Source organism: Klebsiella sp. BIGb0138 (assembly GCF_004342285.1).
GTDB lineage: Bacteria > Pseudomonadota > Gammaproteobacteria > Enterobacterales > Enterobacteriaceae > Klebsiella.
In genome coordinates this window covers 877,665-898,527 of the sequence record NZ_SMCV01000001.1, presented here as the reverse complement: position 1 = coordinate 898,527, position 20,863 = coordinate 877,665, and the positions used below count along the sequence as shown (strand labels likewise).

Below are 20,863 nucleotides of genomic sequence, written 5' to 3'. Positions count from 1 at the left end.
CAGCGTCGAGCCTTGGTTGTCGCTGAACCTAAACAACAATAAATGCCTGACCCTACAGGAGGCTCACATGTGTAAAAGTAAAATCTTCTCCCTCGTATCCTGGTTATTGTTAACGTTATTAAGTTTTTCATTCCCAGGCTATAGCGCAGAGAAAGCGCTCACCGTCGGGGCGATTTACCTTGATACTCAAGGCTATTATGCCGGCGTACGTCAGGGGGTTCAGGATGCGGCCAAAGCATCGCAGTCCAGGATCCAACTGATTGAAACCAACGCTCAAGGGGACATTTCCAAAGAGAGCTCGTTTATCGATACGCTGGTAGCGCGCAACGTCGACGCTATCATTTTATCCGCCGTTTCTGAAAACGGCAGCAGTCGCGCTATTCGTCGCGCCAGTGAGGCGAGCATTCCGGTGATTTGCTACAACACCTGTATTAATCAGAAAGGGGTGGATAAATATGTCGCCGCTTATCTGGTGGGCGACCCGCTTGCATTTGGCAAAAAGTTGGGCGATATCGCGGCAGATTACTTTATTGCCAACAATATCAATGCGCCGAGAATCGCGGTGATCAACTGTGAAGCGTTCGAAGTATGCGTGCAGCGGAGAAAAGGTTTTGAACAGGCGTTGAAGGCTCGTCTGCCGGGGATGCAGATCGTGGCGAATCAGGAAGGTACCATTCTGGATAAAGCGATTTCAGTCGGTGAAAAACTCATTATCTCATCATCAGGTCTGGACGCCATTATGGGGGAATCCGGCGGGGCGACGTTAGGGGCAGTCAAAGCGGTACGCAACCAAAATCAGGCTGGGAAAATTGCCGTTTTTGGTGCCGATATGACGACTGAAATTGCCCAGGAGCTGGAAAATCATCAGGTCCTGAAAGGCGTTGTGGATATTTCTGGCAAGAAAATGGGCAATGCCGTTTTTACCCAAACAATTAATGTCATTAATAAACAGCCACCGGCTAACAAAATTATTCCGGTTGATATCGATTCCTACATGAAAGCAGAAGACGGAAAGCAGTGGTTGGCGGCACATGTTGACGGTTTACCTTAATGCCCACGCTCGACGACTTGAGGTAGCGATTGTATGACGGTAGCAGAAAAAATGCGGGTGCCGGTGGCGAGAATCACCGGGGGAAATAAACGTTACCCCGGCGTCGTGGCGCTGGATAATGTCAATTTCACCCTGTCCCAGGGTGAAGTTCGGGCGCTACTTGGTAAAAATGGGGCTGGAAAATCGACCTTAATCAGGATGTTAACCGGTAGCGAAAGTCCTGATAGCGGCGAGGTGTGGCTAGGGGATACCCGACTGGAGGGCAATGAAGCGACGCTTACCCGTCGGGCGGCGGAGCTAGGCGTCAGGGCGGTATATCAGGAACTGAGTTTGGTTGAAGGATTGACGGTTGCGGAGAATCTTTGCCTGGGTCAATGGCCGCGTTGTGGCGGCATGATTGATCGGGCGCAAATGCGCAAACAAGCCGAGGTAGCCCTGGAAATGCTGGGCGTTGATATTCCGTCTGATGCCGTGGTTGATACGCTGAGTCCGGCGCAAAAGCAGCTGGTTGAAATTGCCCGGGTGATGGCGGGCGAGCCGCGGGTCGTCATCCTGGATGAACCTACCAGCTCGCTCGCCAGCACTGAAGTGGACCTGGTCATCAGCGCGGTTAAAAGGATCTCTGCGCTAGGCGTCGCGGTTATTTACGTTAGCCATCGAATGGAAGAGATCCGGCGCATAGCCTCATGCGCCACGATCATGCGTGATGGTCAGATCGCGGGCGATGTCGAGCTGAACAGCACGACAACCCGGGAAATCGTGTCGTTGATGTTGGGCCGTGAGCATATTGATTTACCTCAGGTGACGCCTGCAATGCCGTTAACGATTCCCGTTCTGCATGTTGAACGGCTCAGACATCCGCCGAAGTTAGAAGACATTAGTTTTACTTTGCATCGTGGTGAAGTGCTGGGGATCGCTGGGTTATTAGGATCGGGACGGAGCGAATTACTTAAGGCGATTGTCGGGCTGGAGACGTTTGTTGACGGTGATATTACGCTAAATGACAGGCGTATCACCCGCCCTGAATATAGCAATATGCTGAAAGGCGGCATTGGCTATACGCCGGAAAATCGCAAAGAAGCGGGTATTATTCCTCTTCTGGGCGTTGATGAAAATACGGTGATGACTAACCGGCATAATGTCAGTCGACGCGGAATATTGAACTGGCAGCGCATCCAGCAGATGACCGCTTCGGTCATGGAACGTATGACGGTGAAGGCGGCGAGCACGCAGACTCCGGTCGGGACATTATCCGGTGGCAATCAGCAAAAGGTCGTTATTGGCCGTTGGGTTTATGCCGGAAGCGACATTTTGTTACTTGATGAACCGACACGTGGAGTGGATATCGAGGCCAAACAGCAGATTTACCGTATTGTACGGGAACTGGCTGCTGAAGGAAAAAGCGTGATATTTATTTCCAGTGAGGTCGAGGAATTGCCCTTAGTGTGTGACCGTATATTACTGCTGCAAAATGGCACATTTACCCGTGAGTTTTTCGCACCGGTTAACGTCGATGAGTTAATGTCGGCGATTTTATCCACACATTAGCCAGAACGTTTACTGAGGAATTAACCGATGTCTGCCTTATCCATAACGCTGCCGCAAGGCAAAAATATTGCAGTTAAACAGTTCATCAGTCGCCATATTAATGTCATTGGCCTGCTGGTGGTCATCGCTATTTTATATCTGGTCTTTTCTTTTAATGCTCCCGGTTTTATCTCGTTAAATAATCAAATGAATGTGCTGCGCGATGCCGCGACCATTGGTATTGCCGCATGGGCAATGACGCTTATTATTATTTCTGGCGAAATTGATGTCAGCGTTGGGCCAATGGTGGCGTTTATCTCTGTCTGCCTGGCATTCCTGCTACAGTTTCAGGTACCGCTTGCCGTTGCCTGCCTGCTGGTTTTAGGGCTTGGCGCGGTCCTCGGGACTCTCGCCGGGGTTTTGCGCGGCATATTTAATGTCCCAAGCTTTGTCGCAACCTTAGGTCTGTGGAGTGCATTGCGAGGAATGGGGTTATTCATGACGAATGCCCTGCCGGTGCCGATCGATGAAAATGACGTCCTGGACTGGCTGGGCGGTCAATTTATGGGTATCCCGATCTCCGCATTGATCATGTTGCTACTGTTTCTGATCTTTGTCTTTATCAGTCGTAAGACCGCATTTGGTCGCTCCGTTTTTGCTATCGGCGGCAATGCGACTGCGGCCCAGCTTTGCGGTATTAACGTTAAGCGAGTTCGTATTTTGATTTTTACCCTATCCGGATTACTGGCGGCGATTACCGGCATCCTTCTCGCCGCGCGCCTCGGATCGGGCAATGCCGGAGCAGCCAATGGTCTGGAGTTTGATGTCATCGCAGCAGTGGTGGTTGGCGGAACAGCGCTTTCTGGAGGCCGTGGTTCTTTATTTGGCACGCTATTAGGCGTACTGGTGATTACGCTGATTGGCAATGGCCTGGTATTGCTGGGAATTAACTCGTTTTTCCAGCAGGTCGTTCGCGGAGTAATTATCGTGGTGGCCGTATTAGCGAATATATTACTGACTCAGCGTAACAGTAAAATTAAAAATTAATCTTCATTACTGAATCCAGAGGGAATTATGAAAACGATGTTGGCTGCATATTTACCAGGAAATTCGAGCGTTGAGCTCAGAGAAGTGGCGATACCCACTCCGGGGATTAACCAGGTTTTAATAAAAATGAAGTCTTCAGGTATTTGCGGCAGCGATGTGCATTATATCTATCATCAGCACCGCGCGACTGCTGCTGCGCCAGATAAACCGCTATACCAGGGATTTATCAATGGTCATGAGCCCTGTGGGCAAATCGTGGCGACGGGGGCCGGCTGCCGGCATTTTAAAGCTGGCGATCGGGTACTTGTATACCATATTTCAGGCTGCGGTTTTTGCGCCAATTGCCGTCGTGGATTCCCAATCTCTTGTACCGGAGAGGGTAAAGCAGCCTATGGCTGGCAGCGTGACGGCGGGCATGCGGAGTATCTGCTGGCGGAAGAGAAAGATCTGATTCACCTGCCGGACGCGCTGAGCTATGAAGATGGCGCCTTTATCAGCTGTGGTGTGGGAACCGCATATGAGGGAATTTTGCGCGGGGAGGTTTCCGGCAGTGATAACGTGTTGGTCGTGGGGCTGGGGCCCGTCGGCATGATGGCGATGATGCTGGCGAAAGGGCGGGGCGCGAAGCGTGTAATCGGTGTCGATATGCTACCGGATCGTCTGGCCACAGCAAAACAGCTTGGTGTCATGGATCACGGCTTTCTGGCAACCACCGAAAACTTACCGGCGTTAATTGCCGGGTTGACCCACGGCGGCGCTGACGTCGCGCTGGATTGCTCCGGCAATGCTGTGGGCCGCTTGCTGGCGCTTCAGTCCTCAGCCGACTGGGGGCGAGTGGTTTACATTGGTGAAACCGGGAAAGTTGAGTTTGAAGTGAGCGCCGATTTGATGCACCACCAGCGGCGTATCATTGGCTCCTGGGTCACCAGTTTGTATCACATGGAAAAGTGCGCGCGCGACCTCGCCGACTGGAAGTTATGGCCGCATAGCGCCATCACCCATCGTTTTTCGCTGGAGCAGGCGGGAGAGGCGTACGCACTAATGGCGAGTGGGAAATGCGGCAAAGTGGTGATTAATTTTCCCGATTAAGGAGGTAGAATGGCGCTTTATACCTTGAACAATGGTGAACTGCAGTTGAAGGTTGCGGATTGCGGTGGCGTCATTGAAGGCCTGTGGTGGCAGCATGAAGGGCTGGCGCTTCCGCTGTTACGCACCGGCTTACAAAGCGGTGTCGCGGTGGAGTCTTCCTGCTTTCCGTTAGTTCCGTTCGGCAATCGCGTCAGCGGTAATCGTTTCTCTTCAGCGGCAGGGGAATATCAGCTTCATCCTAACGTTGCATGGGATGACCATTATCTCCATGGCGACGGTTGGTTGAATGTCTGGCATGGATTGGCACAGTCGCCGACGCAGCTCACATTAGAATATGTTCATCGACAGGGGGTATACCACTATACCGCGCAGCAGCATTTTACTTTAACGGGCAACGCGCTGATGGTGGAACTGGTGGTGACGAATGAAAGCGAGGCCACACTGCCGTTTGGTCTGGGCTGGCATCCCTATTTTCCATTAACGCCGCAAACGAAATTGCAGGCCGATGCGAACGGCTACTGGCTGGAAAGAGAGCAATGGCTGGCCGGAGAGTTTCAGTCTCAGATACCGCCTGAGCTCGACTTTAATCATCCTTCGCCGCTGCCGCAACGCTGGGTGAATAACGCCTTCTCCGGCTGGGACGGAAGAGCGACGATTGACCAGCCGGAGCTCGGATATCGGTTGTCATTGACCACTGAGCCACCAGCTCCCTGCTACTTTATTTTCGTTTCTGATCCCGAATTTGATCGGGGCTATGCATTTGATTTTTTCTGTATTGAGCCGATGAGCCATGCGCCGGACGATCACCACCGTTCTGAGTTTGGTCAGCTAACTCTGCTCTCTACCGGAGAAAGTATGCGTCAACAAATGACATTGCAGGTCTACGTTCCTTGAGTCTGACCTGCCCGGAAACGGGCAGGTATAACTTCACCTTGCGGCCTTCGCGCTTTATCGCCAGACTAGCGATTCCATTCGGGAGGGAATCATGGTCTTGCAATCCACGCGCTGGCTGGCGCTGAGTTACTTCACCTACTTTTTTAGCTACGGAATTTTTCTACCTTTCTGGAGCGTGTGGCTGGCAGGTACCGGCTTAACGCCGGAAACCATCGGCATGCTGCTGGGCGCCGGGCTGGTGGCCCGTTTTCTCGGCAGCCTGTTGATCGCCCCGCGGGTGAGCGATCCCGCCCGGCTGATTTCCGCCTTGCGGATTCTGGCGCTGCTGGTGCTGCTGTTTGCTCTGGCCTTCTGGGCCGGTAACCACGTCGCCTGGCTGACCGTCGTGATCGTCGGCTTCAACCTCTTTTTCTCCCCTCTGGTGCCGCTGACCGATGCGCTGGCGAATACCTGGCAAAAACAGATCACCATGGACTACGGGCGCGTACGTCTGTGGGGATCGGTGGCGTTTGTTATCGGCTCGGCGCTCACCGGCAAGCTGGTCAGCCTGTTTGATTATCGGGCGATTCTGCTGATGCTCAGTCTGGGGGTTGCCTCCATGCTGCTGGGCATGTTGCTGAAGCCGTCGGTGATGCCGCAGGGCGAATCCCGCCATCATGAAGGCGCCGGGCTTGCGGCGTGGCTGCGGCTGGTGCGCCAAAGCTGGCGCTTTCTCGCCTGCGTCTGCTTGTTGCAGGGCGCGCACGCCGCCTACTACGGCTTCAGCGCCATTTACTGGCAGGAAGCCGGCTACTCCGCCTCTGCGGTGGGCTACCTGTGGTCGCTGGGCGTGGTGGCGGAAGTGGCTATCTTTGCGTTGAGTAAAAAAGTGTTTAGCCGCTTTAGCGCCCGCGATCTGCTGCTGCTTTCTGCGGTGTGTGGTCTGATTCGCTGGACGCTGATGGGCGCGACCACGGCGCTGCCGTGGCTTATCGTCGCGCAGATTCTGCACTGCGGGACCTTCACGGTCTGCCACCTGGCGGCGATGCGCTATATTTCAGCCCGTCAGGGGAGCGAGGTGATTCGTCTGCAGGCGGTCTATTCCGCCGTGGCGATGGGCGGCAGTATTGCGGTGATGACGGTCTTTGCCGGTTTCCTCTACCAGCACCTCCATCAGGGCGTATTTTGGGTGATGGCGCTGGTGGCGCTCCCGGCGCTGGTGCTGCGGCCGAAAGCGGTCGCCTAATCCTCAAGCATTTTACAAATATGCTGCCGTTGATGATCGCTGAACGCCTCTTCAGCATGAAACAGCGGCGGCGAAAACAGCGGCAATGCGGTGGCATAGGGCGTGACCACCAGCGCCACCCCTTTCGGGGCGCCTTCCCTCTGAAAGGCATGTACGCTCTGGTATTTAATATTCAGCGGCAGGAGGGTCAGCTCGCGTAGCTGCAGCTCAAGGGCCTGTTCAAGGTCGGGATTATCGTGGGTAAGCAACACCACCTGTTTTTCATGCAGATCGGTTTTCTGCATCAGCCAGGCGCCGAAAATCACCGCAATCAGTCCCACCTCCTCCTGATTAAACCGGATCCCATAGGCCGCTTCAAACTCGCCCAGCGCCGCCTGGGTGGTGCGCATCAGGCGCGGATAGAGACGGCTTATCTCTTCCGATAGCGCGTTATCGATACCGATGGCAAAAACGCTACGATTGAGCGCCTGTGACAGATGGATATAGAGCTGATCGCTGAGCCCCCGATCGTCGCTGAACGGGCGACCGGCCAGATCCTGGAAGCGATGAATCAGGCGGGCGATAGCCAGATGCAGCCGTCGGTCCTGGTGGTGGCCATCGCGAATAGGATCCGGGGTTTTCAGCAGCATAAACAGCAGCGTCAGAAACAGCTGCTCGCCGGCGTGCGGCGGCGATGAGACCCGGCGTTGCCAGTGGCGCACAATCTCCTGAGCAAGAGTGAACTCCGCCGCTTGTTGCGCCCAGCGCTGTTGTTCCGCGGTGAAGTCCGGCGTCAGCCCGAGGTGGTGCTGCAACAGGCAGTATTGCAGATACAGGCGCAGGAAATGAATGTCCCGACAGTCAAATTGCCGGTTGAGCATCCGCGCGCAGCGGTTGACCAGCGCCTGCAGATTTGTATCGTCATACAACGTCCGCGCGATGCCCTGCAGTTTAAGCTGCGTTTTTAATGCGGGCGTAAAATGGTGATGAATAAAATGCGGGCATAAGCGCAGCGCTCGCCGCAGGCCGTGCAGCAGGCACAGGCGTTGATCGATCACGGCACCTTCAATCCGATAGCTGCCGTCCACCTGCGACGAGAGCGTCAATCGGTGGTAACGCTGGATTTCGCGTCCCGTCTCCGCGATATCTTGCCGGGCCGTTGCTTCATCAACAAGGTTGATGTGGCTCAGCCGCTCGGGCGTAACGGGCTGCCCGGGCAGATAAAACATCAGGAGAACCTGGCTACGGCGCTGTGGACTGGAAAGCGCAGATGGTGGTTCAATGACGGTCATCATCTGGTAAGTTCCAGTTAGGGTTTTCGCTAAGAATAGCCAATGGATGCGTGGAGATCAGGGCCGTTCGCCCCCTTTACGTCAGGATTGCAGGCTAAGTTCACAGAATTTTTCACGTGAGGAACGGATGAAGAGAGTGAAACAATGCACCAGTGCGGCATTTTTCATGGTTTTATCATTTAGCGTGCTAGCGCACCCGCATAGCTTCATCAGCCTGAAAACGCAAGCGGTGGCGGATAACGGACTGCTCACCGGTTTTAAAATGCGCTGGACTATGGATGAGATCACCTCCGCGGATCTGCTCTACGATGCGGGGAATGCACAGCCCGGCGATGAGGTGTGGAAAAAGCTGGCGGCGGAAGTGATGGCCAACGTGCTTGGCCAGCATTACTTCAGCGAGCTTTGGCATAACGGTCAGCGGGTGAAGTTTGACAACCGGCCCGCTGGCTATGGCCTCGAACGCGAGGGGCACCAGGCGGTGCTGACGTTTACCCTGCCGCTGGCAAAGCCTCAGCCGCTGGCCGGACAAACGCTGACGTTATCGACATTTGACCCGACCTATTACGTCGATATGCACTATGACAAAGCGGGCGATTTCTCGCTGCCCGCCGGGCTGCAGGCGGGATGTAAGGTCAAGGTGGTCACGCCGGAGCCGAATGAAAAAATGGCCGCTTTTGCCCAGTCTCTCGATAAAGCCGACGCGCCGCCGGAGGATATGGAACTGGGAACCTATTTTGCGCAGAAGGTAACGCTGACATGTCAGTAATTTTCTCTCCCGCCACACGCGTTTCGCGTCTGCGTCAGCTGTGGCCGCTGGCGCTTTTTTTACTGCTGGCGATAGCGGCAGGATGGTGGCTATGGCAGGCCTGGCCTCGGGTGATGCTGCAAAGTGCCGTCTGGCAGCGGGATCTGAATCTTGAGCTGAGCCATCTGCTGAAAACGGTTGCGGAAAACCCGACGGCGGCCGGATTTTCGCTGCTGGCCTTCAGTTTTGTCTATGGGGTGCTGCACGCGCTGGGGCCGGGGCATGGCAAAGTGGTGATTACCACCTGGCTGGCGACGCATCCGACAAAGCTTAAATCAAGCATCGCCCTGACGCTGGCGGCCTCGCTTCTGCAGGGGCTGGTAGCGATTGCGCTGGTGGTGGTGGTGCTGTCCCTCCTGCAGCTGCCCGCCCGGGAGCTGCATCTCAGCAGCTTCTGGCTGGAGAAGGGGAGCTATCTGCTGGTGGGGGCGCTGGGCTTGCTTCTGTGCTGGCGGGCGCTGAAAAAACTGCGGACGGCGTTACGACGCCCGACGTTCATCGCCTTTACTCCGCACCACGTCCATCATGCTCATTGCGGCTGCGGGCATCAGCATATGCCCGCGCCGGAGCAGCTACAGGGCGACGATGACTGGCGCGCGCGGCTGGTCATCGTCCTTTCTATGGGGATGCGGCCCTGTTCCGGGGCGCTCATGGTCCTGCTGTTCAGTAAAGTGATCGGCGTCTTCAACTGGGGAATGGCGGCGGCGCTGGCGATGGCGGCGGGCACCTCGTTGACAATCTGCGGGCTGGCGCTGCTGGTGCACGGTTTTCGGCAGCTGGCGGTTAAGCTCAGCGGCAATAAGACGCCGCCGTTATGGCAACAGGTTGGCTGGGCGACGCTGGCGCTGGCGGGGGGGCTGATTTTAGTCGCTGCGGCGGCGGTGATGTGGAGCAGCGCGGTGCCGGTCGGCAGGGGATTACGGCCGTTTTGAGAAGATATCTCGCCCCGTGAACCGGGGCGAGAGGAGAGATTAACGCTTCAGCGCTTCGCTCAGTTCGTCGCGCATATTCGCCAGCATGGCTTTCACGACGCGCGGGTTACCTGCAACGATGTTGCCGGTGTGCATGTAGTTATGGCCGCCGGTGAAGTCGCAGACCAGCGCGCCCGCTTCACGAGCAATCAGTTCACCTGCTGCGAAATCCCACGGTTTCAGCGCGATTTCAAAATAACCATCAACGCGGCCAGCGGCCACGTAAGCCAGATCCAGAGCGGCAGAACCGGTGCGGCGGAAATCAGCGCACTCGGTAAACAGCTTACCGAGAATATTCATGTATGCCGTCGCGTGCTGTTTTGCTTTGAACGGGAAGCCGGTCGCCAGAATGGTGCCATCCAGATCGCGAGCGTTGCTGCCGCGCAGACGATAGCCGTTCAGCTGCGCGCCCTGGCCGCGGGTCGCGGTGAACAGTTCGTTACGCATTGGGTCGTAAACCACAGCCACTTCGGTACGGCCTTTGATGCGTACGGCGATGGATACGGAGAAGTGTGGCAGGCGTTTAACAAAGTTGGTAGTGCCATCCAGTGGATCGATAACCCATTGAACATCCTGATCTTCACCTGCGTGTTCACCGCTTTCTTCGGTGATGATGGTGTGCTGCGGGTAAGATTTGCGAATGGTTTCGATAATCAGCGCTTCAGCTGCTTTATCGACGTTGGTCACAAAGTCATTGCTGCCTTTCTGGCTCGTTTCTACGGAGTCTGGGGTTTCGTAGTGCTTGGCAATTAAATTACCCGCCTTGCGCGCTGCGCGCACGGCGATGTTCAGCATCGGATGCATCGGTCTCTCTCACTGGATGTTAAAGAACGGGAAAAAACGGCGCACATAGTAACAGCGAAATCTGCTTATGTCTCCGTTTTATGATAGCATGCGCGAATAATCTTTAGCCGAAGAACCATAATGCTACAAAATATTCGAATCGTACTGGTAGAAACATCACATACTGGAAATATGGGTTCCGTTGCCCGGGCCATGAAAACCATGGGGTTAACCAACCTGTGGCTGGTGAATCCGTTAGTCAAACCTGATTCGCAGGCTATCGCGCTGGCAGCGGGCGCCAGCGATGTGATCGGCAACGCGCAGATCGTCGATACCCTCGACGAGGCGCTGGCTGGTTGCAGTCTGGTGGTGGGGACCAGTGCGCGTTCGCGTACGCTACCGTGGCCGATGCTTGACCCGCGCGAGTGCGGCCTGAAGAGCGTGGCGGAAGGGCAGCATGCGCCGGTGGCGCTGGTGTTTGGCCGCGAACGCGTCGGGCTGACCAACGATGAACTGCAGAAATGCCACTACCATGTCGCTATCGCCGCCAACCCGGAATACAGCTCGCTGAACCTGGCGATGGCGGTGCAGGTTATCGCCTACGAAGTGCGTATGGCCTGGCTGGCGACGCAGGAGCAGAACGAAGCGGCGGTGGAGCACGAAGAGACGCCGTATCCGCTGGTGGATGACTTAGAGCGCTTTTACGGCCACCTTGAGCAAACCCTGCTCGCTACCGGCTTTATCCGTGCCAACCATCCCGGGCAGGTGATGAATAAACTGCGCCGCCTGTTTACCCGCGCGCGCCCGGAAAGCCAGGAGCTCAATATCCTGCGCGGCATGCTGGCGTCGATTGAACAGCCGCAGAAAAACAAAGACTAAGGTTCCTTCCTGGCGCTGTTTCGCCGCCTTTTGGATTTCCGCCGCCGCGAGCGGTGAACGGACAGAGGGCGGCAAAGCCCCGCAGAGCGGGACTTGCGGCGCGATAATGCGATAGGGCACAGATGGTTAAATACCTGACTAAAACAGTCAAGTAAATAGTTGACCAAATTACTCGGGAATGTCAGACTTGGCCCTGCTATGCAATACCCCATATTAATAAAAAGCCCGGGCAGGGGCGAGTTTGAGGTTAAGTAAGACATGAGACTGACATCTAAAGGGCGTTATGCTGTGACCGCGATGCTGGACGTCGCGCTCAACTCTGAATCGGGCCCGGTTCCGTTGGCTGATATTTCTGAACGTCAGGGGATCTCGCTGTCCTATCTGGAACAGCTGTTTTCCCGTCTGCGTAAAAACGGTCTGGTATCCAGCGTGCGTGGCCCAGGCGGCGGTTATTTGTTAGGTAAAGAAGCTGGCAGTATCGCCGTAGGCGAAGTGATCAGCGCGGTAGACGAATCGGTTGACGCCACCCGCTGTCAGGGTAAAGGCGGATGCCAGGGCGGCGATAAGTGTCTGACCCACGCGCTATGGCGCGACCTGAGCGAGCGTCTGACCGGCTTCCTGAATAACATCACCCTCGGTGAACTGGTCAATAACCAGGAAGTCCTTGATGTTTCAGGCCGTCAGCATAGCCATGAATCCCAGCGCAATACCCGTACCCAGGACGCTATCGACGTCAAACTGCGTGCGTAGTACTCGTTCTGTTTCCGTTTGCGGCTTATTCGCTGCAAGGTGAAATGTTCAGGGTAAAAATTATAAAAGATTTTCGAATCAGGCCGGGATGTTACGACATCCCGTGTCCCGGACGTACATCAAGCCGGTTGCCTGGTTCCTTGCATTGAGTGATGTACGGAGTTAAAGAGCAATGAAATTACCGATTTACCTCGATTACTCCGCAACAACGCCGGTGGACCCGCGTGTTGCCGAGAAAATGATGCAGTTCCTGACCCTGGACGGGACCTTTGGTAACCCGGCCTCTCGTTCACACCGTTTCGGCTGGCAGGCTGAAGAGGCGGTTGATATCGCCCGCAATCAGATTGCCGAGCTGGTCGGCGCCGATCCGCGCGAAATCGTATTTACCTCCGGCGCAACGGAATCCGATAACCTGGCGATTAAAGGCGCTGCCAACTTTTATCAGAAAAAAGGCAAGCACATTATTACCAGCAAAACCGAGCACAAAGCGGTTCTGGATACCTGCCGTCAGCTGGAGCGTGAAGGCTTCGAAGTTACCTACCTGGCGCCGCAGCGCAACGGGATTATCGACCTCAAAGAGCTGGAAGCGGCGATGCGTGACGACACCATCCTGGTGTCCATCATGCACGTGAACAACGAAATTGGCGTGGTACAGGATATCGCCACCATCGGCGAACTGTGCCGTGCGCGTGGCATCATCTACCACGTTGACGCGACCCAGAGCGTGGGCAAACTGCCTATCGATCTGAGCCAGCTGAAAGTTGACCTGATGTCTTTCTCCGGTCACAAAATTTATGGCCCGAAAGGGATTGGCGCGCTGTACGTTCGCCGTAAACCGCGTATCCGCATTGAAGCGCAGATGCACGGCGGCGGTCACGAGCGCGGCATGCGTTCCGGGACTCTGCCAGTCCACCAGATCGTCGGTATGGGTGAAGCTTACCGTATCGCGAAAGCAGAGATGGAAACCGAGATGGCGCGTCTGCGCAGTCTGCGTAACCGTCTGTGGGAAGGCGTTAAAGATATGGAAGAGGTTTACCTCAACGGTGACCTGGAGCAGGGCGCGCCGAACATTCTCAACGTCAGCTTCAACTATGTTGAAGGCGAGTCGCTGATTATGGCGCTGAAAGACCTGGCCGTTTCCTCCGGTTCCGCTTGTACTTCTGCCAGCCTTGAGCCGTCCTACGTGCTTCGCGCACTGGGCATGACTGACGAACTGGCACACAGTTCTATCCGTTTCTCTTTAGGTCGCTTCACTACCGAAGAAGAGATTGACTACACCATCGACCTGGTTCGTAAATCCATCGGCCGTCTGCGCGATCTGTCTCCGCTGTGGGATATGTTCAAACAGGGCGTGGATCTGAACAGCATCGAATGGTCTCATCATTAATCGGTAGGGTATAAGGAGAATTCATCATGGCATACAGCGAAAAAGTTATTGATCATTACGAGAACCCGCGCAACGTCGGCTCTTTCGACAACAGCGACGAAAATGTCGGCAGCGGCATGGTTGGCGCCCCGGCGTGTGGCGACGTGATGAAGTTGCAGATTAAAGTCAACAATGACGGTATCATTGAAGACGCGCGTTTCAAGACCTATGGCTGCGGTTCCGCTATCGCTTCCAGCTCCCTGGTCACCGAATGGGTGAAAGGCAAGTCTCTGGACGAAGCGCAGGCGATCAAGAACACCGATATCGCCGACGAACTGGAACTGCCGCCGGTGAAAATTCACTGCTCGATCCTGGCGGAAGACGCGATTAAAGCCGCGATTGCGGATTACAAAAGCAAACGTGAAGCGAAATAATTAAGAGGTTATTGTATGTCGATTACTCTTAGCGACAGCGCAGCGTCGCGGGTTAATTCCTTCCTGGCCAACCGCGGCAAAGGCTTCGGTCTGCGCTTAGGTGTCCGCACTTCCGGCTGTTCAGGTATGGCCTATGTGCTGGAATTTGTTGACGAGCCGGCGGCAGAAGACACCGTGTTTGAAGATAAAGGCGTCAAGGTAGTGATCGACGGCAAAAGCCTGCAGTTCCTTGACGGTACTCAGCTGGACTTTGTCAAAGAAGGTCTGAACGAAGGGTTTAAATTTACCAACCCGAACGTTAAAGATGAGTGCGGTTGCGGCGAAAGCTTTAACGTATAATTCCGACGCTACCCGGTACATTCAGGCCGCAGCGAGGCGCTAAACGCGCGAGTCATGATGCGCTTACCGCAGTAAGTTCATCAGGTGAGCGTGTATAGCCAGCGCCAGGGCGGCCCGAAATACGCGGGTAGAGGACCCCACCGCGGTTAACCGTGAGTGGGGTTTGCTTTATCTCGTTAACCCTGAGGTTGTTATGGACTATTTTACCCTCTTCGGGTTACCGGTCAGTTATACCCTTTCGCAAGAACAGCTGGCTGCCCGGTACCAGGATTTACAGCGCCAGTACCATCCTGACAAGTTCGCCAGCGCGAGCGCGGCCGAACAGCTCGCCTCCGTGCAGCAATCCGCTACCATCAACCAGGCGTGGCAAACGCTGCGTCATCCGCTGACCCGCGCCGAATATATCCTTTCGCTTCATGGCTATGATTTAGCCAGCGAACAGCACACCGTGCGTGATACCGCGTTCCTGATGGAGCAGCTGGAGCTGCGCGAAGAGCTGGATGAGATTGAAAAATCACAGGATGAGGCGCGTCTGGCGGCCTTTATCAAACGCGTGAAGGGGATGTACGACGTTCGTCATCAGCAGGTTGTCGAACAACTCAATAACGAGACGTGGGACGCGGCGGCGGATACCGTGCGTAAACTGCGTTTTCTCGATAAACTTCAGAGCGTTGCAGAACAACTCGAAGAAAAGCTGCTCGATTTTTAATTTTCGGAAGCAATTATGGCCTTATTACAAATTAGTGAGCCTGGCCTGAGTGCCGCGCCGCACCAGCGTCGTCTGGCGGCGGGTATTGACCTGGGCACCACCAATTCTCTGGTCGCTACCGTGCGTAGCGGTCAGGCCGAAACACTGCCCGATCATCAGGGGCGCTACCTGCTGCCTTCCGTGGTGCACTACCACGCATCCGGTCTCGACGTCGGGTACGATGCCCGGCAAAATGCGGCCCACGACCCGGTGAACACCATCAGCTCCGTGAAGCGGATGATGGGGCGCTCGCTGGCCGATATTCAGACCCGCTACCCCCATCTGCCTTACCAGCTGCAGGCCAGTGAAAACGGTCTGCCGATGATCCAGACCGCCGGCGGTCTGCTCAATCCGGTTCGCGTCTCCGCCGATATCCTGAAAGCGCTGGCCGCCAGGGCGACAGAAGCCCTCTCCGGCGAACTCGACGGCGTGGTCATTACCGTTCCAGCCTATTTTGACGACGCCCAGCGGCAGGGCACCAGGGACGCCGCGCGGCTGGCTGGCCTGCACGTGCTGCGTCTGCTGAACGAACCGACCGCCGCGGCGATTGCCTACGGCCTCGATTCCGGTCAGGAAGGGGTTATCGCGGTTTACGATCTCGGCGGCGGCACCTTTGACATTTCGGTACTGCGCTTAAGCCGCGGAGTATTTGAAGTGCTGGCGACCGGCGGTGATTCCGCGCTCGGCGGCGATGATTTCGACCATCTGCTGGCGGATTACCTGCGCGAACAGGCGGGCCTGAGCGATCGCAGCGATAATCGTCTGCAGCGTGAACTGCTGGATGCGGCGATCGCGGCGAAAATCGCCCTCAGCGACGCCGACTCCGTCAGCGTGGACGTCGGCGGCTGGCAAGGCGAGATCGCCCGCAGCCAGTTCGATGAGCTGATTGCTCCGCTGGTTAAACGTACCCTGCTGGCCTGCCGCCGCGCGTTGAAAGATGCCGGCGTGACGGCGGAAGAGGTGCTGGAAGTGGTGATGGTCGGCGGTTCGACGCGCGTGCCGCTGGTCCGTGAGCGCGTCGGCGAATTTTTTGGCCGTACGCCGCTGACCACGATTGATCCGGACAAAGTGGTGGCCATTGGCGCCGCGATTCAGGCCGATATCCTGGTGGGTAACAAACCGGATAGCGAACTCCTGCTGCTTGACGTCATTCCGCTCTCCCTGGGGCTGGAGACGATGGGCGGCCTGGTGGAGAAAGTGATCCCGCGCAACACCACGATCCCGGTGGCCCGTGCGCAGGAGTTCACGACCTTCAAAGATGGTCAGACGGCGATGTCTATCCACGTGATGCAGGGCGAGCGCGAACTGGTGCAGGACTGCCGTTCTCTGGCGCGTTTTGCGCTGCGCGGGATTCCGGCTCTGCCGGCCGGCGGGGCGCATATTCGCGTGATCTTCCAGGTCGATGCCGATGGTCTGCTGAGCGTGACCGCCATGGAAAAATCGACCGGTGTCGAAGCCTCCATTCAGGTGAAGCCGTCCTACGGCCTGACCGACGGTGAAATCGCCACCATGATTAAAGATTCGATGAGTCACGCCGAACAGGATATCAAGGCGCGGATGCTGGCTGAGCAAAAAGTCGAAGCCGCGCGCGTTCTTGAGAGCCTGGAGAGCGCGCTGGCCGCCGATGCCGCGCTGTTAAGCGCCGCAGAACGTCAGGCTATCGATGAGGCGACGGCGCAGCTGCGCGCGGTCGCGGCAGGCGATGACGCCGACGCAATTAAAGATGCGATTAAAAATACAGACACACAAACCCAGGAATTTGCCGCACGCCGCATGGACCAGTCGGTCCGTACTGCGCTGAAAGGCCAATCCGTGGACGAGGTTTAATATGCCAAAGATTGTTTTTCTGCCCCATCAGGACCTGTGCCCGGATGGCGTAGTTGTGGAAGCTGAGATCGGTGAGACCATTCTGGATGCCGCGCTGCGTAGCGGTATCGAGATCGAACACGCCTGTGAAAAATCCTGTGCCTGCACCACCTGCCACTGCATCGTGCGTGAAGGTTTTGACTCGCTGGCGGAAAGTACCGAAGATGAAGACGATATGCTGGATAAGGCCTGGGGGCTCGAACCCGACAGCCGTCTGAGCTGCCAGGCGCGCGTGACCCATGACGATCTGGTCGTCGAGATCCCGCGTTACACCATCAACCACGCACGCGAGCATTAATATGGGACTGAAATGGACCGACAGTCGTGAAATCGGCGAAGCGCTGTATGATGCCTTCCCGGATCTCGACCCGAAAACCGTTCGCTTCACCGATATGCATCAGTGGATTTGCGAACTGGAAGACTTTGACGACAATCCGACCGCATCCAATGAAAAAATTCTGGAGGCGATTCTGCTAGTCTGGTTAGATGAAGCAGAATAATTTCCGTATCATTAAGCGGAAAAATAATATGGGCTGCCTTTTGGCGGCCCTTTTGCCAAATGCGGCTCCTTTGCCAAAGAAGGATAAAGATAACATGACCGAAGCCATGAAGATTACGCTGACAACCCAACCCGCCGACGCGCGCTGGGGAGAGAAAGCGGCTTACAGCATTAACAATGACGGCATCACCCTGCATCTGAACGGTAAAGACGACCTGGGCCTGATTCAGCGCGCGGCGCGTAAAGTTGACGGCCTGGGCATCAAGCACGTTGCGCTGAGCGGTGAAGGCTGGAATACCGACCGCGCGTGGGCATTCTGGGCCGGTTACAAAGGGCCGAAAGGCAGCCGCCAGGTGGAATGGCCGGCGCTGGATGATGCGCAGAAAAGCGAACTGGACAACCGTCTGACGATTATTGACTGGGTGCGCGACACCATTAACGCGCCGGCGGAAGAGTTAGGCCCGGAACAGCTGGCTCAGCGCGCCGTCGATCTGCTGTGCAGCGTGGCCTGCGACAACGTGACTTACCGTATCACGAAAGGTGAAGATCTGCGCGAGCAGGGCTACCTTGGCCTGCATACCGTGGGGCGCGGTTCCGAGCGACCGCCGGTGCTGCTGGCGCTGGATTACAACCCAACCGGTGATAAAGAAGCCCCGGTGTATGCCTGCCTGGTCGGGAAAGGGATCACCTTCGACTCCGGCGGTTACAGCATCAAGCAAAGCGCGTTTATGGATTCGATGAAGTCCGATATGGGCGGCGCGGCAACGGTCACCGGCGCGCTGGCCTTCGCGATTACCCGCGGCCTGAACAAACGCGTGAAGCTGTATCTGTGCTGTGCAGACAACCTGATCAGCGGTAATGCCTTTAAGCTGGGCGATATTATTCGCTATCGCAACGGTAAAACCGTGGAAATCATGAACACCGACGCCGAAGGCCGTCTGGTGCTGGCGGATGGTCTGATTGACGCCTCGGCGCAGAAACCGGAGCTGATTATCGATGCCGCCACGCTGACCGGCGCGGCGAAAACCGCGCTCGGCAATGATTACCACGCGCTGTTCAGCTTTGACGACCCGCTGGCGAACCGCCTGCTGGCAAGCGCGCAGGCGGAAAATGAAGCCTTCTGGCGTCTGCCGCTGGCCGAATTCCACCGCGGCCAGCTGCCGTCGAACTTCGCGGAACTGAACAATACCGGCAGCGCCGCTTACCCGGCGGGGGCCAGCACCGCGGCAGGTTTCCTGTCTCACTTCGTCGAGAACTACCAGCAGGGCTGGCTGCATATCGACTGCTCGGCAACCTACCGTAAAGCGGCCGTTGAGCAGTGGTCCGCAGGGGCGACCGGCCTCGGCGTACGCACGATTGCTAATCTGTTAACCGCAGAGTAAAAAAGAGAGGGGCGCCAGCCCCGGATTATCGCCCCGGCGGGCGCTGCGCAACCGGGGCACTTTCGATTCTGACGTTGTGAGCATTATGTCCGAAACTAAAAATGAATTAGAAACCCTGCTGGAAAAGGCGGCCACCGAGCCGGGCCATCGCCCCGCATTTTTCCGTACGCTGCTGGAGTCCAGCGTCTGGGTTCCCGGCGCGGCGGCGGAAGGCGAGCCCATTGTTGAAGAGAGTGCCGTCGACCTCCAGCACTGGGAGAAAGACGACGGCGCGTCGGTTATTCCGTTCTTCACTTCGCTGCAAGCCTTGCAGCGGGCGGTCGAAGATGAACAATCTTTCGTGGTGATGCCGGCGCGTACGCTGTTTGCGATGACGCTCGGCGAAACGCTGTTCCTCAATGCGAAGCTGCCAACCGGCAAAGAGTTTATGCCCAATGAGATCCGCCATCTGCTGGGGGAAGAGGGCAATCCGCTGAGTACGCAAACCGTGCTCGAAGGCGGCGAGTCTTTACTGTTGTCTGAGGTGGCCGAGCCGCCGGCGCAGATGATTGACTCATTAACGACGCTGTTCAAAACCTTGAAAACCGTCAGGCGGGCGTTTCTGTGCTCAATTAAAGATAGCGCCGATGCGCCGGCAAACCTGCTGATCGGTATTGAAGCGGAAGGTGATATCGAAGAGGTGATTCAGGCCACCGGCAGCGTGGCGACCGATACGTTACCGGGCGATGAGCCGATTGATATCTGTCAGGTGGTCGAGGGCGAAAAGGGGATCAGCCACTTTATGATGGCCCACATCACGCCGTTTTACGAAAAGCGCTGGGGCAGCTTCCTGCGCGACTTCAAACAGAACCGCATTATCTGATGATGGCGGGGGCATCAGCCCCCGCTGCGGCGGCTATTGCGCCGGTTCGATCGGAAGATCGCTACGCGCCCCCCATTCGCTCCACGAGCCGTCATACAGGCAGACGCCGTTGACGCCCAGCGTCGTCAGCGCCAGCACCACCACCGCCGCCGTCACCCCTGAACCGCAGCTGGCGATAATCGGTCGCTCGAAATCCACGCCCTGGCGGATGAAGATATCATTCAGTTCGTCAATGGTTTTGAGCTCACCGTTGATGACCAGATCGCTCCACGGGACGTTGAGCGCGCCGGGAATATGCCCGCGACGCAGCCCTGGACGCGGTTCGTCCACCAGGCCATTAAAGCGCCCGGCCGGGCGGGCGTCGACGATCTGCGCCGATCCTTCATGGCTCACCAGCAGCACATCGGTCAGGCGTTTGATCACTTCAGGATCGAAGCGGCCGTCAAACTCACCTTCCGGCAGTTCCGGGACACCCTGTTCCAGCGGCAGCTCGTCGCGCTGCCAGCCGGCCAGACCGCCGGCGAGAATGGACACCTTCTCGACGCCAAAGGTTCGCAGCATCCACCAGGCGCGCGGCGCTGAAAACAGGTTGCCTTCATCATAAACCACCAGATGTTTATCGCTGCTGACCCCCAGTTCACGCATCGCCACGGCAAAAGCCTCCGCGCGCGGCATCATATGCGGCAGCGGGCTGGTGTGATCCGACAGGGCTTCGATATCGAAAAATACCGCGTTGGGAATATGGCCTGCGCGGTATTCCGCGCTGATATCGCGCGATGCTTCCTGACCCGGGGGCAGCATCCGTGCGTCGATAATCTGGATTTCCGGGTCATCAATATGTTCCGCCAGCCAGTCGGCGGCGACAAAAAACGAGGTGGACATGGGGGCCTCCGTTTTATTATCCATCAATCAATGAATTGTCGACGTTTTCCCGACGGCTGACAAGCTCAGAGCACCGGAGTTGCGACGCCGCGACGTACCTTAAAATAGGTTTAGCCAGATTCTATTATGGTGGCTATTGGTAATTCCGTCGTTGGCGCATAATACTGTGTTCACCGTTTGTATCCGGTCTTTC

The 20,863-nt window shown here is 56.5% G+C and carries 22 protein-coding genes; 19 read left to right on the top strand and 3 right to left on the bottom strand.

From position 1 onward, the window contains the following. Window positions 1-67: 67 nt before the first annotated feature. The 6 genes from EDF73_RS04200 (at window position 68) to EDF73_RS04175 (ending at window position 6,833) form a co-directional block, all read left to right on the top strand. Entirely contained in the window at window positions 68-1,051 is a 984-nt protein-coding gene (locus tag EDF73_RS04200) for a substrate-binding domain-containing protein (protein ID WP_132726306.1), read from the top strand. Between the two features lie 51 nt (window positions 1,052-1,102). Beyond that, window positions 1,103-2,599 (top strand): sugar ABC transporter ATP-binding protein, encoded by a 1,497-nt coding sequence (locus EDF73_RS04195; protein ID WP_207896584.1) that lies wholly within the window; start codon window positions 1,103-1,105, stop codon window positions 2,597-2,599. A gap of 27 nt (window positions 2,600-2,626) precedes the next feature. After that, window positions 2,627-3,625, top strand: a complete 999-nt coding sequence (locus EDF73_RS04190; protein ID WP_132726108.1) for an ABC transporter permease — start codon at window positions 2,627-2,629, stop codon at window positions 3,623-3,625. Between the two features lie 27 nt (window positions 3,626-3,652). Beyond that, on the top strand, window positions 3,653-4,714 hold the full coding sequence (locus EDF73_RS04185) for a zinc-binding dehydrogenase (RefSeq protein ID WP_132726106.1): 1,062 nt from the start codon (window positions 3,653-3,655) through the stop codon (window positions 4,712-4,714). A 9-nt stretch (window positions 4,715-4,723) separates the two neighbouring features. After that, window positions 4,724-5,608 carry an aldose 1-epimerase gene (locus tag EDF73_RS04180; RefSeq protein ID WP_132726104.1) on the top strand — a complete coding sequence of 295 codons (885 nt, stop codon included), beginning with the start codon at window positions 4,724-4,726 and terminating at the stop codon, window positions 5,606-5,608. Window positions 5,609-5,699: 91 nt separating this feature from the next. Then, window positions 5,700-6,833 (top strand): 3-phenylpropionate MFS transporter, encoded by a 1,134-nt coding sequence (locus tag EDF73_RS04175; RefSeq protein WP_132726101.1) that lies wholly within the window; start codon window positions 5,700-5,702, stop codon window positions 6,831-6,833. On the opposite strand, the gene csiE is transcribed toward EDF73_RS04175, so the two are convergent. Continuing rightward, complete coding sequence (gene csiE / locus EDF73_RS04170; RefSeq protein ID WP_132726099.1) at window positions 6,830-8,107, bottom strand: stationary phase inducible protein CsiE; 1,278 nt, start codon at window positions 8,105-8,107, stop codon at window positions 6,830-6,832. The genes EDF73_RS04175 and csiE overlap by 4 nt on opposite strands. A 124-nt stretch (window positions 8,108-8,231) precedes the next feature. On the opposite strand from csiE, the gene EDF73_RS04165 reads away from it, so the two are divergent. Continuing rightward, window positions 8,232-8,870: a DUF1007 family protein gene (locus tag EDF73_RS04165; protein WP_132726096.1), complete on the top strand. Its 639-nt coding sequence runs from the start codon at window positions 8,232-8,234 to the stop codon at window positions 8,868-8,870. Then, window positions 8,861-9,841, top strand: coding sequence for a nickel/cobalt transporter (locus EDF73_RS04160; RefSeq protein WP_132726094.1), 981 nt, complete (start codon window positions 8,861-8,863; stop codon window positions 9,839-9,841). The genes EDF73_RS04165 and EDF73_RS04160 overlap by 10 nt, the downstream gene beginning before the upstream one ends. Before the next feature lie 39 nt (window positions 9,842-9,880). Here the strand turns inward: EDF73_RS04160 and suhB are convergent, their stop codons facing one another. Continuing rightward, entirely contained in the window at window positions 9,881-10,684 is an 804-nt protein-coding gene (gene suhB / locus EDF73_RS04155; RefSeq protein ID WP_004866394.1) for an inositol-1-monophosphatase, read from the bottom strand. 120 nt (window positions 10,685-10,804) lie between these two features. On the opposite strand from suhB, the gene trmJ reads away from it, so the two are divergent. From trmJ to sseB, 11 genes are all read left to right on the top strand, one after another. Then, window positions 10,805-11,542, top strand: a complete 738-nt coding sequence (gene trmJ / locus EDF73_RS04150) for a tRNA (cytosine(32)/uridine(32)-2'-O)-methyltransferase TrmJ (protein WP_132726091.1) — start codon at window positions 10,805-10,807, stop codon at window positions 11,540-11,542. A 258-nt stretch (window positions 11,543-11,800) separates the two neighbouring features. Further along, a complete protein-coding gene (iscR, locus tag EDF73_RS04145) occupies window positions 11,801-12,292 on the top strand; it encodes a Fe-S cluster assembly transcriptional regulator IscR (protein WP_132726089.1) in 492 nt (163 codons plus the stop codon). 172 nt (window positions 12,293-12,464) lie between these two features. Continuing rightward, the gene (gene iscS / locus EDF73_RS04140; protein ID WP_132726086.1) at window positions 12,465-13,679 is read left to right on the top strand and encodes a cysteine desulfurase; all 1,215 of its coding nucleotides are present in this window, start codon (window positions 12,465-12,467) and stop codon (window positions 13,677-13,679) included. Between the two features lie 26 nt (window positions 13,680-13,705). Continuing rightward, on the top strand, window positions 13,706-14,092 hold the full coding sequence (gene iscU / locus EDF73_RS04135) for a Fe-S cluster assembly scaffold IscU (protein ID WP_132726084.1): 387 nt from the start codon (window positions 13,706-13,708) through the stop codon (window positions 14,090-14,092). A gap of 15 nt (window positions 14,093-14,107) precedes the next feature. After that, the gene (gene iscA / locus EDF73_RS04130; RefSeq protein WP_004866380.1) at window positions 14,108-14,431 is read left to right on the top strand and encodes an iron-sulfur cluster assembly protein IscA; all 324 of its coding nucleotides are present in this window, start codon (window positions 14,108-14,110) and stop codon (window positions 14,429-14,431) included. Between the two features lie 193 nt (window positions 14,432-14,624). Then, complete coding sequence (gene hscB / locus EDF73_RS04125; RefSeq protein ID WP_132726081.1) at window positions 14,625-15,140, top strand: co-chaperone HscB; 516 nt, start codon at window positions 14,625-14,627, stop codon at window positions 15,138-15,140. 15 nt (window positions 15,141-15,155) lie between these two features. After that, window positions 15,156-17,006, top strand: a complete 1,851-nt coding sequence (gene hscA, locus EDF73_RS04120) for a Fe-S protein assembly chaperone HscA (protein ID WP_132726079.1) — start codon at window positions 15,156-15,158, stop codon at window positions 17,004-17,006. Window position 17,007: 1 nt separating this feature from the next. Next, window positions 17,008-17,343, top strand: a complete 336-nt coding sequence (gene fdx / locus EDF73_RS04115) for an ISC system 2Fe-2S type ferredoxin (protein WP_004866372.1) — start codon at window positions 17,008-17,010, stop codon at window positions 17,341-17,343. Between the two features lies 1 nt (window position 17,344). Next, the gene (iscX, locus tag EDF73_RS04110) at window positions 17,345-17,545 is read left to right on the top strand and encodes a Fe-S cluster assembly protein IscX (RefSeq protein WP_004866369.1); all 201 of its coding nucleotides are present in this window, start codon (window positions 17,345-17,347) and stop codon (window positions 17,543-17,545) included. Between the two features lie 94 nt (window positions 17,546-17,639). Beyond that, window positions 17,640-18,926: an aminopeptidase PepB gene (gene pepB / locus EDF73_RS04105; protein WP_132726077.1), complete on the top strand. Its 1,287-nt coding sequence runs from the start codon at window positions 17,640-17,642 to the stop codon at window positions 18,924-18,926. Window positions 18,927-19,011: 85 nt separating this feature from the next. Further along, window positions 19,012-19,788: an enhanced serine sensitivity protein SseB gene (sseB, locus tag EDF73_RS04100; RefSeq protein WP_132726075.1), complete on the top strand. Its 777-nt coding sequence runs from the start codon at window positions 19,012-19,014 to the stop codon at window positions 19,786-19,788. Window positions 19,789-19,821: 33 nt separating this feature from the next. Here sseB and sseA read toward each other — a convergent pair whose 3' ends face one another. Beyond that, a complete protein-coding gene (gene sseA / locus EDF73_RS04095) occupies window positions 19,822-20,670 on the bottom strand; it encodes a 3-mercaptopyruvate sulfurtransferase (RefSeq protein WP_132726072.1) in 849 nt (282 codons plus the stop codon). Window positions 20,671-20,863: the final 193 nt, after the last annotated feature.